The organism is Cellulosimicrobium sp. Marseille-Q8652 (assembly GCF_965112045.1).
This window is the reverse complement of record NZ_CBCOPS010000002.1, coordinates 1,224,634-1,242,013: the sequence shown is the minus strand read 5'-3', so window position 1 is coordinate 1,242,013 and position 17,380 is coordinate 1,224,634. Positions and strand designations below refer to the sequence as shown.

11 protein-coding genes are annotated in these 17,380 nt (G+C 73.6%); 5 read left to right on the top strand and 6 right to left on the bottom strand.

All coding sequences use genetic code 11. From position 1 onward, the window contains the following. The first annotated feature begins 7 nt into the window (after positions 1–7). The gene (locus tag ACWPWV_RS15360) at positions 8–247 is read left to right on the top strand and encodes a hypothetical protein (protein WP_454043813.1); all 240 of its coding nucleotides are present in this window, start codon (positions 8–10) and stop codon (positions 245–247) included. Between the two features lie 19 nt (positions 248–266). Here the strand turns inward: ACWPWV_RS15360 and ACWPWV_RS15355 are convergent, their stop codons facing one another. From ACWPWV_RS15355 to ACWPWV_RS15345, 3 genes are all read right to left on the bottom strand, one after another. Beyond that, the gene (locus tag ACWPWV_RS15355) at positions 267–809 is read right to left on the bottom strand and encodes a DUF4913 domain-containing protein (protein ID WP_454043812.1); all 543 of its coding nucleotides are present in this window, start codon (positions 807–809) and stop codon (positions 267–269) included. A gap of 443 nt (positions 810–1,252) precedes the next feature. Beyond that, positions 1,253–1,870 (bottom strand): SCO6880 family protein, encoded by a 618-nt coding sequence (locus tag ACWPWV_RS15350; protein WP_454044559.1) that lies wholly within the window; start codon positions 1,868–1,870, stop codon positions 1,253–1,255. A 223-nt stretch (positions 1,871–2,093) separates the two neighbouring features. Further along, complete coding sequence (locus tag ACWPWV_RS15345; protein ID WP_454043811.1) at positions 2,094–2,996, bottom strand: serine/threonine protein phosphatase; 903 nt, start codon at positions 2,994–2,996, stop codon at positions 2,094–2,096. 181 nt (positions 2,997–3,177) lie between these two features. Between ACWPWV_RS15345 and ACWPWV_RS15340 the strand changes: the two genes are divergently transcribed. The 3 genes from ACWPWV_RS15340 (at position 3,178) to ACWPWV_RS15330 (ending at position 10,367) form a co-directional block, all read left to right on the top strand. Beyond that, on the top strand, positions 3,178–3,489 hold the full coding sequence (locus tag ACWPWV_RS15340; RefSeq protein WP_454043810.1) for a hypothetical protein: 312 nt from the start codon (positions 3,178–3,180) through the stop codon (positions 3,487–3,489). Positions 3,490–3,793: 304 nt separating this feature from the next. Then, positions 3,794–6,418: a glycoside hydrolase family 43 protein gene (locus ACWPWV_RS15335; RefSeq protein WP_454043809.1), complete on the top strand. Its 2,625-nt coding sequence runs from the start codon at positions 3,794–3,796 to the stop codon at positions 6,416–6,418. Positions 6,419–6,473: 55 nt separating this feature from the next. Next, complete coding sequence (locus ACWPWV_RS15330; RefSeq protein WP_454043808.1) at positions 6,474–10,367, top strand: hypothetical protein; 3,894 nt, start codon at positions 6,474–6,476, stop codon at positions 10,365–10,367. A gap of 154 nt (positions 10,368–10,521) precedes the next feature. Here the strand turns inward: ACWPWV_RS15330 and ACWPWV_RS15325 are convergent, their stop codons facing one another. Genes ACWPWV_RS15325 through ACWPWV_RS15315 form a run of 3 tightly spaced genes read right to left on the bottom strand, consistent with a single transcriptional unit; the run spans position 10,522 to position 15,164 of the window. After that, positions 10,522–12,006, bottom strand: coding sequence for a family 43 glycosylhydrolase (locus ACWPWV_RS15325; protein WP_454043807.1), 1,485 nt, complete (start codon positions 12,004–12,006; stop codon positions 10,522–10,524). Between the two features lie 54 nt (positions 12,007–12,060). Continuing rightward, positions 12,061–13,161 (bottom strand): substrate-binding domain-containing protein, encoded by a 1,101-nt coding sequence (locus ACWPWV_RS15320; protein WP_454043806.1) that lies wholly within the window; start codon positions 13,159–13,161, stop codon positions 12,061–12,063. After that, positions 13,158–15,164, bottom strand: coding sequence for a heparinase II/III domain-containing protein (locus tag ACWPWV_RS15315; protein WP_454043805.1), 2,007 nt, complete (start codon positions 15,162–15,164; stop codon positions 13,158–13,160). The genes ACWPWV_RS15320 and ACWPWV_RS15315 overlap by 4 nt, the downstream gene beginning before the upstream one ends. Positions 15,165–15,361: 197 nt before the next feature. Between ACWPWV_RS15315 and ACWPWV_RS15310 the strand changes: the two genes are divergently transcribed. After that, a complete protein-coding gene (locus tag ACWPWV_RS15310) occupies positions 15,362–17,311 on the top strand; it encodes a DUF2264 domain-containing protein (RefSeq protein ID WP_454043804.1) in 1,950 nt (649 codons plus the stop codon). Positions 17,312–17,380 lie beyond the last annotated feature (69 nt).

Here is a 17,380-nt window from a genome sequence, read left to right as displayed (position 1 = left end):
GACAACGGTGAGCAAGCTTCGAGTGGTGGAGGGCAACGCGTCGTATCGGCGCGATGCTGACCTGGACGAGACCGCGAAGGCGCTGACGATGGCTGAGCACCGGATGCATGTGGCGGCCTCGATGGCCGGCGGACGAGCCGGGGTCGCGGAAATGCGTACGTTCTCCGTCGACGGGGTCGTGCTCATCCGATATCGCGCACGCCTGATCCCGTCCGGGAGCTGGGCGGGTGGCGACCGCACCCGGTGACACGGCGCGCCCGGTCTCTTCACGCTCCGGGACGGAGCTCACGGACGTCGGGGAACATGCCCTCGGGAGGCGCAGCGTAGGGCAGCGGGGAGCCGGGGGTGTTGCGGTCGTGCGGGCCGTCGACGGGGCCGAACGGGCCGTTCTGGGGGTCGAGCAGGACGGCCATGTGGTGGTCGGCGTGGTCGCGCCACCACACGCTCATGCCGGTGGCGGGGTCTTGGCGCAGGTGTTCCCATGCGCGCCAGAGCGCTTCGAGGCGGATCACGGCCTCGTCGTACTTCCACCACTCGGCGGCCCAGACCCGGTGCTCGCCGCGGCCGGCGATGTGGCGCCGGTAAACGTTGCGCAGGCATTCGCGCACGAACTCGTCGACCGACCCGTAGTAGAGCGCCGGCGTCCCGTCGTCGACCGCCTGCTCGACGGCGACGGGCCGTGCCTGGTCGATGGCGACGGCGAGGTCCTGGACGGCATGGTGGACCACGGCGGCGGCGTCCTCGAGCTCGCGCTCCCGGGCGCTGACCGCGGCGGTACGCCGGGCGAGGGTCCGGCGCGCCTTCTCCACGTCCTCGGCCGCGGCGACACGCTGCCACGTCGCCTTGGTCTCGTCGCCGGAGTAGTCGGTGACCTTGGCCTCGGCGACGCGCAGGACGCCCCGGCATCCGCGAGGGCGTCGCGTGCGCAGTCGAGCTGGGTCGTCGTGCGCGCGTGTGTCGCCAGCGTGCTCTCGAGCGTGGCCCGTGCCTCGACAACCTCGGGCGGCTCGACGTCCGCCGAGGCTCTGATGGGCGGACCGTCGTCGACGTCGACGGGATGGGCCCGATCGCCGGCTCGTAGTCGTCGGTGCCGCAGTCGCTCACGGTGCCTCCTTGAGCGGTGTGGCGGCCGCGACGGTCGCCATCTCGTTCTGTGCTTCGCGCAGGGTGCGCTTGGCCTGCGGGTCGTTCGCGGCGATCGAGGCCTCGACGGCCTCACGGTGCGGGCCGGCCCTCCACGGGACGGTCCGAACTAGGGTCGGGCGGGCCCCGGAGCCCAGGACGACGGCGCGGCCAGGGCAGCGCCGCGAGGTCGGCCACGTCGAGGGATGCGTTCGCGGTGCAGCCGCTGGGCGACCGTGCGCTGCCCGCGTCCCGTCGATGTCGAGGAGATGAGCCGGTCGTAGTCCTGATCACGCGCGAGAGGTCCTCGAGCAAGTTCGCCTCGCTCACCCGGAACTCCGCGGCCCCGTCGGTCCGACTCGACGATCGACGCGGCGCGCGCCGCGTCGACAGGCGCGTACAGCAGGGTCACGCGCTTGCGCGTGATCTCGCGGTGCGCGGACGGCAGTCGGGCAAGGTCGCCCGATTGGACGTCGCCGAGGGGTGCTGACGTTATCGCCCACGTGCACGAGTACGTCAAGTCGTGGCGGTAGCGGCCCGGGACGCTACTGCCACTGACGCGTCGACGTCGGGCCAAGACAGCTCGGCGGGCTCGCCCGTCGCGTGCGACTCGTCGATCAGCAGAGCGGCAGCCGGGTCGTCGGCGATGCGGACCGCCTCGCACAGGTCCTACGCCGACAGCGGGTGCGCCGCACCCGAATCGGTCGCTTGCAGGCAGGCCGTGAGGCTGGGCAGGTTCGCGGCCCATCTCCTCGGGCTTGCGCTTCCTGCCACCCATCCGGTCCTCCGCGATGAACGTGATGGCGACGTGCGCCGTCACAGTCGACGACCCGGCCCAGTAGCGGTCGACGACCTGGAGGAGCATCTGCCAAGCGAGCTCGGGCGCGCCGTCGTCCAGGTTCATCTCGACCTCACGACTCAGACCCGACCCGGAATCGGGCGCCAGTCTCCACCGACGACGGGCCGCGGTCCTACCTCGGCAGCGATCCCGCTGCGGGCTCGCCGTACTGTGTGTGAATATCACCGTCGACCAATCGCCAGCAGAAGTCGTTCATCCGCGCGGCGGCGAGAGCGTGCCGGGCGAGGATGCCCGCCACCGGCGCCGGCACGTCGGCCGGGACGTCTCCGCTCGCGCACCGACGGACGTAGGCATTGCGCGCCACGGGGCCACCGCTGGTCGGCATCGACACCCTGCACACGGTGGTCACCAGCCAGTTCACCAGTCGCATCGCCGCGTAGTCGGCGTCGTGCTCGACGTTGCGTGCGACGAAGTCGCGCTCGGCGTCTGTCAGGTCGAACCGCGGCGACGTGGCGAGCCCGAAGTCCACGAGGTAGATCCGCTCGTCGTCGGCCCGCATGTTGCCGAAGTGGCCGTCCAGGTGCAGCAACTCCCGGCCGCGCAGGAACGCGACGGCCTCGAACAGCTGTTTCTCGAGCCGCTCAGCCCGGGCCGCCGGGTCGTCCAGCCAGTCGGGCAGCCGGTCCGGCAGGTGCTCCAGGAAGAGCACGAGGCTGGAGGTCGCGTCGGCCAGCTCCTCGAACCGGGTCCGCACCGCCGGGTTGCCGCCGAACTGGTCGACGACCGCCTCGATGTCCGCGTGCTCGGCCGCGACGGGCGGGCGACCCGGGAGCACGCGCCAGTGATGCAGCAGCGCGAAGGACTCCGCCTCGCCGGCGAGCACGCCCTCGGTGAGGATCTCGTTCGCCGCCAGCTCGCGCCACGCGCCGAAGCCCGGGCCGGCGAGAGGGTGCATGCCGTATTGGCAGGACATCGGCAGGTCGAAGAGGTTCGCCGTGCTGCGCGGGTGGGCCAGCTCCCGGTCGGTGATCGGGACGCGCTTCGCGAACACCGGGACACCGTCGATGTCGAGCACCGAGGAACCGCCACCCACACCGACCTACCCGGCGTCGACCGCCTCGAGCAGCGCAGCCAGCTCGTCGTCGCCGCGGGCTGCGAGCGCCGCAGAAACGAGTTCGTGGCGGGCACCTCGCAGGCTGAGCATCACGTCATTCTGCCGTCACCGCGACGGGCACGGCATCGCTACTCTGAGCCGCGTGAAGGACTGGGACTACGTCGTCGACACGGTGCTCGCCAAGCCTGGGCTCTTCGTCGGCTACTCGGACTTCGACCGCGTCGCGGCCTTCGTCGAGGGCTTCGGGACCGCACTGGCCGACGGCACGCTCGCACGCTTCCGGGGGTGGCTCGCGCGTGACGCCCCGGACAGTCCCTTCGACTGGCCGGAGATGCTCCGACAGGAAATAGCGCTCACCGTCGGGCCGGCCGTGGGTGATGAGCAGGTGATCGCCCATCTGCGAACGCGCCTGAGCGACTTTCTCTCGAGCCCCATGGCCGGGGACAGGGCGTAATGCCAGCACCGACCGCGACGGCAGGCGGCTGAGGCCGCCCACCACAGGATTCGAGTTGGCAGGTGCTTCCCGTCGAGCTGGCTGACGACGCCGCCGTCGTCACGGACGGCGCTGACCTCCGGCGCGCAGTCGACATCTGCCGACCGACGGCGCGTGTTCGTTTCCGTTCAGGTCGCGGCACTCGGTTGACGGTCGGTGTGGCAGAACATACTTTCGGACACGAACGAACGCTGCTGCTCGTGAACAAACATAAACGATCATGGGAGATCGTCGCGGGCAGAGCGGATGATCGAAGGAGATCCTCGTGCCCGACGCTGCCGCCGGACCCGCCCACCACTTGCACCACCCGACCTCCGCACCCCCGCGTCGTCGTCGACGCCTCGCCCCGACCCTCGCCGCCGCGACCGCACTCGTCCTCGGCGGCTCGCTCGCCGCCGTCGCCGTACCGGCGACCTCGTCCACCGCCGCGACGGCGACCACGGCCACGGTGACCCCGACCGCACTGCCCGCCGCCGCGCCGTCGGGCACGGTCCCCGCGCCGGACGGCTCGGTCTGGAACGACGCCGACGGCAAGGCGATCAAGGCCCACGGCGGCTCGGTCGTCACCGTCCACGAGGAGGAGGTCGGCCTCGACATCACCGGTGACGGGACGACCGACCAGGAGGTCCACCTCTGGTACGGGGAGGACAAGACGCACGCGACGCGCCCCGTGGACGGCGTGCGCGGCTACTGGTCGACCGACCTCACCACGTGGCACGACATGGGCCGGGTGCTCCCGAGCCACCAGCACTTCACGCTGCGCGTCAACGCGGCGGGCACCGCCGTCGAGGTCGACCCCGCGAAGGTCGACGCGCTGCAGGCCGTGGCGAACAAGACCGCGCCCGACGCGACCTCGACGCAGGAGCAGATCGACGCTGCCAAGGCCTTCGTCGAGCCCTACGTCGAGACGTGGGCCGACGAGGACGCCGGCGTCGCCGCGACGTACGACGAGGCCGCGCTCGCGAACGCGTCGTACCGCCTCAACGGCAACATCAACATCATGGAGCGTCCCAAGATGCTCTGGAACGCGAAGACGAAGAAGTTCGTCGTCATCTACCACGCGGACGGGCCGCTGGCCGACAACGCCGACCTCGTGAGCTGGGTGCGCGGCGGCGGCGACCCGGCGAACCAGAACGTCGGGTCCCGGTACTCGCGGGCCGAGATCGGCTTCGCGACGTCGGACACCCCGTGGGGCCCGTTCAAGCTCGTCAACACGACGAAGATGAACTGGGCGCCGGGCGTGCCGAACGCGGGCCGCGAGGGCGACTCGCGCGACATGACGATCTTCCAGGACACGGACGAGCACACGGTCGACCCGGTCGCCGACGACGCCTACGCCGTCTACTCGTCCGAGATGAACAAGTGGATGTACGTGTCCCGGCTCAACGCCGAGTACACCGGGCCGCTCGAGACGGGCAGCGACGCCACGCTCGGCGAGGACTTCTCGAACCGCGTGCTGCCGGACTTCTCGCGCGAGGCGTCGAGCGTCTTCAAGCACGACGGCTGGTACTACATGCTCACGTCGGGCACCGACGGCTGGGCCTCCACGCCGGTCGTCGCGTACCGGTCGCGCTCGATGATCACGCCCACGGAGGCCGTCGTCGGGAACAACGACCGCCACCCTGCCACCGGACAGTGGGAGCGGCTCGGGAACCCGTGCGTCGGCGACGCCGCGCGCACGGGAGTCGGGACCGCCGACCCGGTCGAGTGCTTCGACTCCCAGCCCACGTTCGTCATCGCGATCGACCAGGAGGCGGGCCGCTTCGCGTACATGGGCGACCGCTGGATCACCGAGGCCAACGGCTCGGCGGGCGAGCGCTCGCGGTACGTGTGGGCGCCCATCCAGGTGAAGGACGGTCGCGTGACCGTCGAGAACGTCGGCGCCTGGGACCCCGCGAACACGACGCTGTTCCACCCGCTCGAACCGGTGACCCCGCTCGAGTTCTCCGCCCACGTCGACGACCGCGACGCCTTCGACCCGACGTTCGACGTCACCGTCGACGGCGAGCGGTACGACGACCTCACCGCCGACTGGAGCACCGCGAGCCTCGACGCCGCGTTCGCCACGCGGGGCACGCACACGCTCGTCGGGCACGTGGCCGGGGACGGCCCGCTCGCCGGGCGGTACGTCAGCGCGACCGTCCAGGTCGACGGCCCGGCGGACGTGTGCCGCGAGCCCGGCACGACGGTGAGCGCGTCGTTCCACCAGACCGAGTACGGCACCATGCCCGCGTCCTTCGCGTGCGACGGCAACCCCTCGACCGCGTGGTCCACGTGGGCGGGCGGCACCGGCAAGAAGGACCGTGTGACGTTCACGGTCGCCGCGGCCGAGCAGTGGCGCCTGGACGCCGTGCGCCTCACCAACACCGAGGGCACGATCACGGGCATCGGCGTCGAGTACCGCGACGCCGACGGCGTGTGGCGCCCCACCACCGCGAGCGCCGTCGCGCCCGCCGCCAACGGCACCCTCACCACGGTCGGGTTCGACGCGGTGGTGTCCGACGCGCTGCGCCTGACGTTCGACACCCCGGGCTCGTACCTGAAGATCAGCGAGCTCTCCGTGGCGGGCAGGGTCCCCGGCGAGGAGCCGGTCGACCCGGAGCTCGCGGTCGCCGTCCAGGCCGAGGTCCGCTGCCTCGCCGGCAAGGCCTACGTCGCGGTCCGTGCGACGAACGACGACGAGGTGCCCGTCGACGTCACCCTCACGACGCCGTTCGGCGCACGCAGCGTCGCGGACGTCGCCCCGGGCAAGAACGCCTACCAGTCGTTCGCGACCCGGCAGGCGAGCACCGACGAGGTGACCGTCACCGTGACGGCGAGCGCCGACGTCGACGGCCGCACGGTCACGACCGAGCGCGACCTCACGACCTCCGCCGCGCACTGCGGCTGAGCCTCCCCCACCACCCCGCACCATGTCGCCGGTGCCGGCGACAGGAAGGCACACCATGAGACTCCACGCCCCACCCGGCGGGCCGAACGGGCGCGCCCGCGCGGCGACCGCCGTGACGACGGCGCTCGCGCTGTCGGTCACCGGCCTCGTCGCCGCGACGCCCGCGGCGTCGGCCCCGAGCACCCCGGCCGCGCCGTCGACCACCAGCGCGCTCCCGGCCGACCTGCCCGAGCTGCGCTTCGACGACCCGTCGATCGACTGGCAGCAGATCCTCGTCGACGGCGAGGACGTCGAGCGCCGCGCCGACGGCACGCCGTTCAACGTGTTCGGCGGCTTCGGCTCCGTCTCGTGCAACAACACGGGCAACCTCCTGCTGGACTACAAGGAGGAGAACCCCGAGGCGTACTGGCGCATCATGCACCTGATCTTCGACCCGGAGACGGGTGCGGGGCTCAAGCACATCAAGGTCGAGCTCGGCGCGGACAACAACACGTCGTCGGGCACCGAGCCCGCGACGAAGCGCAGCGCCGACGAGCCCGCGAACGTGCTGCGCGGCTCCGGCTTCCACTTCATCGCCGACGCGCTGTCCATCAACCCGGACATCGAGACCGAGGCGCTGCGCTGGGGCGAGCCGTCGTGGACCAAGACGGACCCCGACCTGCGCTACCAGTGGTACAAGGAGACGATCGACGCCGCGTACGACACGTACGGCGTCGAGTTCGACTACATGTCCCCGTCGCAGAACGAGATCGGCGGGAGCTTCCACCAGGCGTCGATCGCGCCCGAGCTCGCGTGGACGGTCGACTTCGCCGAGCGCCTCGAGGAGGACGCCGAGGCCGAGGACGCGCGCTACGACTACGGCGACATCAAGATCGTCGCGCTCGACACGTACCGCAACGTCGAGCCGGTCGCCGCGGCGATCCTCGCGAGCCCGGCGGCGCTCGAGCAGGTCGACGCGATCGGCTACCACTACGACATCGCCGGCGGGCCGAACCTCACGCGCCTCAACAAGGAGTTCGGCATGGAGGTGCTGTACTCCGAGGGCGTCGCCCCGATGATCGACCCGGAGTACCGCATCAACGCCGAGCCGGCGCGCGGCGGCATCGGCGGCACCGTGGGCGCCGTCGACATCGCCGACCGGTTCATCAACGCCTACCGCTGGAGCGGCGCGGGCGACAACCCGGCGCACATGACGTCGTTCCTCTTCCAGCCCGCGGTGAGCGCGATGTACGAGGGCACGCAGTACTCGCCCAAGCACCTCATCCGCGCGTCGGACCCGTGGTCCGGCTACTACGAGGGCGGAGTCGGCGTCGCGCTCGTGCGCCACTTCCACCAGTTCGCCGAGTCGGGCTGGGAGTACGTCGAGGGCGCCACGTACGGCGACGGAACCAAGGGTGACGGTGGCACGAACGTCGACACCTCGACCCGCACCTACATGACGCTGCGGACGCCCGCCGCGGACGGCGGCGAGCCGGACTTCACGCAGGTGCACGCGAACAACACGAAGACCGCGCGCCACTTCGAGGTGAAGGTCGCCAACCTCGGCGAGCCGCGCCCGCTCACCGTGTGGGAGACGCGCGGTCCGGACGCCGGCGAGGAGTACGACGCCAACTGGCTGCGGCCGACCGGCTACGTCGAGCCCGTGCGCACCGAGACGACGGACGGCGTCGAGTACGCCGTCTACCAGGTCGAGATCGCGCCGTACTCGATCCAGACGCTGTCGACGCTGCCCGAGGGCGTGCACGGCACGACCGCGGCCTACGACCGCGCCGACTACGCCTCGCCTGCCGAGGACACCGCGCTCGAGCTCCCGTACACCGACGACTACGAGTACGAGGGCTACCCGACGGCCGACGTCAACGGCGTCGAGATGGGCTACGTCGAGCGCCGCGGCGGCTCGCCGCGGTACACGGCGGACCAGAACGGCGCGTTCGAGGTCGTCGAGGGCGACGGCGAGCGCGGCAACGTCATGGTGCAGAAGATCCACGCCGAGAACCGCGGCTTCACGTGGGACGTGTGGGGCAGCCACGCGCAGAACAGGCCGTCCACGGCTCCCCCGGCCACCGTGCTGGGCGACCACTCGTGGGCGAGCTACACCGCGTCGGTCGACTTCCGGCTGGACACGCAGGTGCGCGACGCGAACCTGCCGAACTACGCCGGGCTCGGCGTGCGCCAGCACGTCCCGACGGGCGAGGACCTCGCGACCTACACGGCCCGGGTCTACGCCGACGGCACGTGGCAGCTGCGCAAGCTGGGCACCGCGGTCTCGTCCGGCAAGATCCCCGGCTTCGACGCCGACGCGTGGCACTCGCTGTCCGTCGAGGCGCGCGACAACGTCATCACGGTCACGCTCGACGACGCCCCGCTCGCGCGGTACGTCGACGCGAGCACCAACCCGGTGCTCACCGGACGCATCTCGATCGTCAGCGGGTACTACAACACCCAGTACGACGACCTCGCCGTCACCCCGATCGAGGGCCAGGCCTGGGAGTCCGTGAAGATCGACGACGCCGACCCGCGCATCTCCTACCCCGGCGGCTTCGCCTACACGCAGGCCGGCTACGCGCACCTCAACCGCACGCAGCACGTGCTCGCCACGGGCCGCTCGGCGGTGTTCGAGGTCGACGGCACCGGGTTCAACCTGTTCGGCGCCAGCGGCGCCGCGACGATCGACGTCGCGGTCGACGACCAGCCCGTGCGGACGGTGAACGTCGGGTCGACCGGCGACCGCCAGACGTCGTACTGGCAGCGCGGTCTCGACGGCTCCACGCCGCACACCGTGACGGTCACCGTGCGCAGCGGCACGTTCACGCTCGACGGCGTCGACGTGCTCGTCGGCGGCGCGCCGCCGGTCGTCACCGACCCGGAGACCACCCCGGTCACCGTGGCCGAGCCCGTCGCGCGCCTCGCCACCTCGGTGGGCGATGTCCCCGAGCTGCCCGAGACGGTCCGCGCGACGTCGCAGGCCGGCTCGACGATCGACGCCCCGGTCGAGTGGTTCGTGCCCGCCGGCGCGTTCGACACCCCGTACGCCCTGGTGAACGTCACCGGGACGTTCACGGGCAACGAGGCGCTCGCCGTCACGGCGCAGGTCGAGGTCGTCCCCGACGGCCTGCAGTACTTCGTCGACGCGAACGCGCCCGCCGTCCCGGCGGCCACCGCGTTCCCCGCCGTCAAGGGCTTCGTCGAGGCGCAGGGCGGCGCGCTGCGCAACGCCGAGCCGGACGCGCTCTGGTCCGAGGCCGCCGGCTGGGGCCGGGCCGCGAACTACTCGGCGAAGGGCCTGCTGGGCCAGACGCCGTACGACAAGATGCGCGAGACCGGCTGGTACACCGCCGGCACCTCGACGCCGCTCGTCTACCGGTTCACGCTCCCCGCCGGCACGTACACCGTCTCCTCGGGACACACCGAGTGGTGGAACGTCGGCAGCGGCAAGGCGCGCAACATCCAGACCTCGGTGTCCTGGACGGGCTCCGACGGCCAGGCCGTCACCGTCCCCGTGGGCAAGGTCGCGTTCCCCAACGGCAGCTCCGGCCGCTCGCAGGTGCTCTCGGGCGAGTTCACGCTCACCGAGCAGACCGTCGTGTCGTACACCGTGGCGAACGACGGCGGCACCGAGGCTCCGGCCCTGTCCTGGCTCGGGATCGCGGGCGACGAGGCCGAGCAGGGCGTGGCGACGACCGCCGTCGTCGAGACGCGCTGCCTCGCCGGCAAGCCGTACCTCGCGGTCCGCGTGACCAACGACGACGAGGCCCCCCTCGACGTCGAGGTCGCCACGGCCTACGGCTCGAAGTCCTTCGCGGCCGTCGCGCCGGGCAAGAACGCCTACCAGACGTTCGCCGTCCGCACCGCGCCCGCCGAGGGCACCGTGACCGTCACCGCCCGCACCACGGACGGCGACGACCGCGAGAGCGTCGAGGAGGTCGCCCACGCGGCGCCCACCTGCTGACCCGGCACGGCCCACACGGCCCAGCACCACTCCCGCGCGGGGCCGGGCCACCGGCCCCGCGCAGGACCTGTCCGATGCGGCTCACCCCCCGTACCGAGCCGGTACGGGGGGTGAGCCGTCTCCGCACGAGGGGGCGCCGCGCAGCCCGGCCCTCTCAGGCGCGCGGCGGCGACTCCGGGCTGCCGGTGTACGCGAAGGCCTCGACCGTGACCCGACCGCTCGCGCACGAGAGGCCGACCATCCGCCCGGTGAAGCCGCCCGCGACCTCGGTCGACAGATACCGTCCGTCCACGCGCGCGAGCTCCTGCGGCCCGTCCGCACCGTGCAGCACCGCGACGACCTCGTCCGGCCCGCGCCGGTTGCTGTACTCGTGCGCGGTCGACGCCTGGGTGCGCAGCTCGAGCTCCGCGCCGGGGGTCGTGACCGCCTCCGCGAGGACGGAGACCGCCGGCCCGATCCGCGCGACGACGCGCACGACGTCGCCCGCCACCTCGAGCGTCACCGCGTGCTCCGGGTCGACGCGCAGCTCGAGCCCGCCGACGCCCTCGGCGGCGTCCACGCGCGCGCGGGCGCTCGACACCCGGTGCTCCTGGCGGCGGCCCACGAACGACCGGTCGTCGGCGGTCCGCGGCACGAGCCGCCACGCGCCGTCGGACCACGTGAGCACGTCGCCGGGGAACGCGCTCGCAGCCACCCAGTCCCTCGGGAGGCGCACGTCCCCGAGGGTGCTCTCGACCGCCGGGGTGGCGTGCGGCTGCAGCGCACGGCCCACGCGGGGCCAGCCGTCGGCCCACGAGACCTCGGCCGCGAACGTCTCACGACCGAGCACGTGCCACCCGGGGAACCGCCCGTCGGGCCGGACGCCGAGGAAGACGGCGGCCCACGAGCCGTCGGGGCGCTGCACGAGGTCGGCGTGACCCGTGTTCTGCACCGGGCTGCGCGTCCCGCGGGCGGTGAGCACCGGGTTGTCCGGGCACGCCTCGAACGGCCCGTTCGGCGTGGATCCCCGCGCGACCGTCACGGCGTGGCCGTGCCCCGTGCCGCCCTCGGCGATGAGCAGGTACCACCACGACCCGACCCGGTACAGGTGCGGGCCCTCCGGGTGCTGCCCGCCGGTCCCCTGCCACACCGTGCGCGGCGCGGTGAGCAGCTCGCCGGTCGTCGGGTCGAGCTCTGCCTGGACGATCCCGCCGTCGGACCACGTGAGGTAGCACGTCCCGTCGTCGTCCCACGCGAGGTCGGGGTCGATCCCCCCGGCGTCGACGCGCACCGGCTCGGACCACGGCCCGGCCGGGTCGGTCGCGGAGACGAGCAGGTGCCCGGGACCGTCGTTCACGTTCGTCGTGACGAGCCAGAAGCGCCCGTCGTGGTGGCGCAGCGTCGGGGCGTAGATCCCGCCCGACGGCCCGGCCTGCGCGAGCGCGAGCTGGGACGGGCGGTCGAGGGCGTGGCCGACGAGCTCCCACGCGACGAGGTCCGGCGAGCGGAAGACCGGCACGCCCGGCGCGTACTCGAAGCTCGAGCACGCGAGGTAGTACAGGTCCCCGACCCGCACGACGGACGGGTCGGGGTGGAACCCGGCGAGGACCGGGAGGGTCGGCAGGGACGGGCGGTCGGGCTCGGCGAGGAGATCAGGCACGGGCACGACCCTGGCACACGCCGACCGGTCGACGCGAGGACCGCGCCCGGACGGTCAGGCGCGCCCCGCGGCCACCCGCCCCGTCGACTCCCGCACCACGAGCTTCGGGCTGATCGCGACGCGGTGCACGGGCCGCGTCGGGTCCGCCAGGCGCTTCGCGAGCAGGTCCACCGCGGCGTGGCCCACGGCCGCGCGCGGAGGGCGCACGGCGGTGAGGGCCGGGCTGAAGAGCCCGGCGACCTCGTCGTCGTACGCGACGACGGACAGGTCGCCCGGGACCGACAGCCCACGGTCCTGCGCGCTCTGCACGATGGCGAAGGCCTCGGGGTCGGAGTGGGCGAGCAGCGCCGTCGTGCCCGAGGCCACCGCCGTGTCCACGACGTCCGCGATCGCCTTCGTGAACTCGGGCTTGTGCCGGTCCGGCGCGAGGCGCTCGAAGTGCTCCTCGGACGACAGCCCCAGGTCCCCGCACGCCGCACGCCAGCCCGCGGCGATCTTGCGCGACGTCGGCGACTGGCGCGAGAGCACGAGGCCCACCCGGCGGTGGCCGAGGTCGGCGAGGTGGTGCACGGCCATGAGGGCGCCGAGCGCGTGGTCGGACACGACCGACTCGAGCGCCTCGCGGTGCGGCGCGAGCGCCGCCTCGCGCTCGACGAGCACCGACGGGACGTCGGTGCGCGCGAGCCACTGGACGAGCTCCTGCGCGTGCGGGCTGTCCGTGCGGGGTGCGAGGATCAGCCCGCGCAGGTCCTCGCCCTCGACGAGCCGCTCGATCGTCGGGCGCTCGTCCGCCACCTCGTACGACGACCCGCGCAGCACGACACGCAGACCGTGCTTGCGCGCCTCGGCCTCCATGCCCCGCACGACGCCCGGCCAGTAGTAGTCGAGCGACGGCACGAGCACCCCGATCGTCGCGGTCGGGGTGCGCTCCGTGCCGCCCTCCCGGCCGTCGACGGGCACGGCGCCGCCGTGCACGCGCGCGAGCAGCCCCTCGCGCTCGAGCTGCGCGATGTCGCGGCGCACGGTCACGGCCGTGACGCCGAGCTCGTCCGTCAGGTCCGCGACGCGCACGACGCCGTCGCGCTCGAGCGACGCGAGCAGGTGCGCGCGCCGTTCGGCAGCGAGCGGCGCGCGCTGCATCTCCTCCGTGGTCACAGGGCCCCCTCCTGGGTGATGGTGTCGTCCTGCTCGACGACGAGAGTCAGGTCGGTCCGGTCCGTCACGTCGATCGTGACGCGGGTCAGTCGCTCGCCCCAGACCTCGGTGAGCATCGGGTCGTCGAGGGTCCGCACAGTCACGTCGACCGGGACGTCCTCGGGCCAGCGCACGACGACGGGCGTCGCACCACCGAGCGGGACCACACGCAGGAGGCCCGGTGACGTTGTGACGTCACCGGCCACCATGAGGTGCACGACCGCCGCTGCGGGAGCGGCCGCGCCGAGGTCCCACGCGTCGTGGACCGTCACGCAGGCCCGGCCGCGGTCTCGCTGACCACCGCGGTCCTCGTCGTGGCCCGCACCACGCACGAGGCGTGCGGTGCGGCGCCACGTGGCGAGCCCGTCCACGGGATAGGCGCCCGCGAGGTCGAGCGACAGCGCGGCCTCCCCGGCGACGACGTCGCGCGCCGCGAACCCGGCACCGACGCCCTGCGGCGTGCCCGCGATCTCGGGCACGTTGTGCCACGAGCTCTGCATGGTCCAGATCGCGTACCGGTCGGGCCCGAACGTCTGCGCGGTGTACGTGGGCCGGCCCGCGTCGACGAGCACGGGGACGCCGTCGGACGCGACGACGAACGACCCGACGTCGTTGTGGTTGTGGTGCTCGCCGTTGTGCCCGCCCTTGATCGCGAGCGTCAGACCCCGGGGGGTGCCCGCCCGCTCGCGCGCGAGGAGCACCTGCGTCGACGGCAGCCACACGTCGCGCGGCAGCGGCGGGTCGGCCGGCTCGGTGGCGAGCCACTGCGCGTCCGTCGCCGCGCGCAGCAGCCGGCCGAGCCCGGAGTCCTCGTCGGCGACCGGCTCGCCCGGCACCCGGTACGACGCCGCGTGGCGCAGCGCGTGCTCGTCGCCGGCGCGGCGCGCGGCCCGGTGCAGCGCGTGCCACGGCTGGCCCGCAGGCGGTCGCGCGCGGCCGTCGGCGAGGTCGAGGTACCAGTCGCCGCCGAGGTGCATGCGGTGCGGGAAGGCGACCGTCGCGCGCAGCGCGGGCACCGGGCTCTCCGGGTCGAGGGCGTCGAGCGCACCGCCCGTCGCGTGCGCGAGCACGTCGAGCGCCTCGATCGCGCGGCACGCGCCGTTCCACCAGTACTCGTAGCCCTCGTCGATCGCACCGTCGGCGGGGAGCACCGCGACGTAGCGGTCGAGGCCCTCGACCACGAGGTCCACGACGTGCGCGCGCAGGTCCGCGTCGGCGGGGTCGTCGAGGAGCCGCAGGGCGGCCACGAGGACGTTGCCGTGGATCCAGGGGTTCCAGTTGTGCACGTCGCCGTCGAGGCCGATCCAGTGCCAGTCGCGGCGCGCGACGAACGGGTCCAGCACGCGCTCGCGCACCTCCGCCCGGAGCCGCGGCCGCAGCCCGGGATACCGGGCGTCGAGCGCGTCGCCGAGCACGTGGTCCGCCCAGGCGAGCTGGCCCGCGACCTCCCCGGCGCCGAGGTCGAGGAACGGGCGCGCGCGGTCGGGCAGCACCCAGCCGCGGGTCGCGAACGCGTCGTCGTGGGCGGGCCAGCACCACGTGCTCTGCTCGCACACCGCCCAGATCCCGTCGGCGACCTCGTCGACCCACGGGTCGTCGAGCGTGACCGCGGCCGCGACCACGGCGCGCGAGAGCCGGCGCTGCCGGCCGAGGACGAGCTCCTCGTGCCCCGTGCGGTCGCCGTCGCGGTGCAGGCGCGCGGCGGTGCTCGCGAGCGGCAGCGGCCAGGGCGTCCCGCGCTCCTTCTCGGCCCGCACGAGGACCGCCGCGACCGTCTCGGGGTCGACGCCGCCCGACGCGCTGCCGGCTCGCGGCGACCAGACCGACCGGTCCGTCGCCGGCGCGACGGGCAGGGCGTGCGCGGGGTCGACGAGGACGTGGGCGAGGGCGGCTCGCCGCTCGGGCGCGGACGCGACCGGCAGGCCGAAGGCCGCGCACAGCGGGCCGGTGAAGTGGGTGGGCATCTCTCTCCGTCGAGGTGGTGACCGCTCTATCGTCATCGATCAGAAGCGATCATAACAGAAGGGCAACGCGCTTGACAGCGTCCGTTCCTGAACGTTTGACTGCGGAAGTGTTCGGTGAACGATCACATCACGTGATGGGCATCACCGGCCACGCACCGCAGGCCGCACGAAGGCGCGCCGCCACGACGGAGGACACGATGACGTACGAGAGCACCCGGTCGGAGCCGACCGCGTCCCTCGCCACGAACCCCCTCACCGGGTGGGACCGTGCGCGGTGGGCGGCCTTCGGCGACCACCTGCTCGCGTCCGCCCTCCCGTTCGCCTCGCCCGGCCACGCCCGCATCACGCTGCCCGGACCGGAGGGCGGCTACGGCCGCGCGGTCGACGGGCTCGAGGGCTTCGCGCGCACGTTCCTGCTCGCCGGGTTCCGCCTCGCCGGCGAGCGCGGCGCCGACCCGCACGGCTACGCCGAGTGGTACGCGCAGGGCCTCGCCGCCGGCTCCGACCCCCACGCGGAGGACCGCTGGCTGAGGCTGTCGGAGCACGCGCAGGCCAAGGTCGAGGCCGCGTCGCTCGCGCTCGTGCTCGACCTCACCCGGGAGTGGATCTGGGACGGCCTGTCGCCGCTCGTCCAGGAGCAGCTCGTCGACTACCTCGCGGAGGCCGTCGGCGACGACACCTACCCCCGCATCAACTGGGTCTGGTTCCGCCTCGTCGTGCAGACGTTCCTGCGCTCGGTCGGCGGCCCGCACTCGCTCGACGAGATGACCGCGGACCTCGCGACGCACGACTCGTTCGAGCGCGCCGACGGCTGGCTCGCCGACGGCGCGGAGCGCGCGTACGACCACTACGCCGGCTGGGCCCTGCACCTGTACCCCACACTGTGGGCCCGCATGCGGGGCGCGCAGGACCTCGCGGCACCGCGCCGCGAGCGCGACGTGCGGCTCCTGGACCGTTACCTCGACGACGCGCTCACGCTCGTCGGCGCCGACGGCTCGCCGCTCCTGCAGGGCCGCTCGCTCACGTACCGCTTCGCGGCCGCCGCCCCGTTCTGGGTCGGCGCGATCGCCGAGGTGCCCTCGCACTCCCCCGGCCTGCTGCGCCGCGCGGCGTCCGGCGTCGTGTCCCACTTCGTCGAGCGCGGCGCGCCCGACGAGCGCGGCCTGCTGACGCAGGGCTGGCACCACGAGTGGCTGCCCATCTCCCAGTCGTACACCGGTCCCGGTTCCCCGTACTGGGCGAGCAAGGGCCTGATCGGGCTCGCGCTGCCCGCCGACCACCCGGCGTGGACCGCGACCGAGGAGCCGCTCCCGGTGGAGCGCGGCGACGTGCTGCGCGCCGTCGCGGCGCCCGGGTGGGTCGTGAGCGCCACGCGCGCCGACGGTGTCGTCCGCGTCCTCAACCACGGCACGGACCACGCCCGCGAGGGCGACCGCGTCGGCGACTCCCCGCTGTACGCACGGATCGGCTACTCGACGGCGACCGCGCCCTGGTCCGACCCGGCGAGCCGCACCTCGCCCGTCGACCAGAGCGTCGCGCTCGTCGACGCCGACGGCCGCGCGACGCACCGCACGGGCTGGCGCGCGCTCGAGGCGCACGTCGACGACACGGCCGGCCAGGCGCCGGTCGGCGTCGCCGGGTCGGTCGTGCGCGCGCACTGGCTGGACGCCGAAACCGGGGGCCGCGACCACGGCCACGGGCTGCCGGGGGTCGCGACCGACGCCGGCACGCTCACCGTGGTCTCGCTCGTGCGCGGGCCCTGGGAGGTCCGGCTCGTGCGCGTCGACGAGCTCGCCGAGCACGCGGACCCGGCGACCGTCCGGCTGCGCGTCGGCGGCTGGCCCGTGGTCGACGGCGACGGCCTCACCGCCACGCTCGTCCCCCTCACCGCGCCCGACGCCCCCGTCACCCGCGAGCGCCGCACCGACGCCTCGCCGCTCGGCCACGAGTCCGCGGTCGACGTGGTCGACCTCCCGGTCGAGCCCGGCCGCTGGCACGCGGTGCTCGTCACCCTCGCGGGACCCGCCCGCGACACCTACCCCTCGGCACCGCACCGCACGGTCGGCGCGCCCGAGCTCACGTCGGCAGGACGCACTGCCCTCGTGCACTGGCCGGACGGAGAACGTACGCTCGCCGACCTGCCCTGACCCACCCCGACCGCCGACCCCACCGGCGGGAGGACCAGGCCCGACGTCCGGCCGCCCGACCCGAAGGGG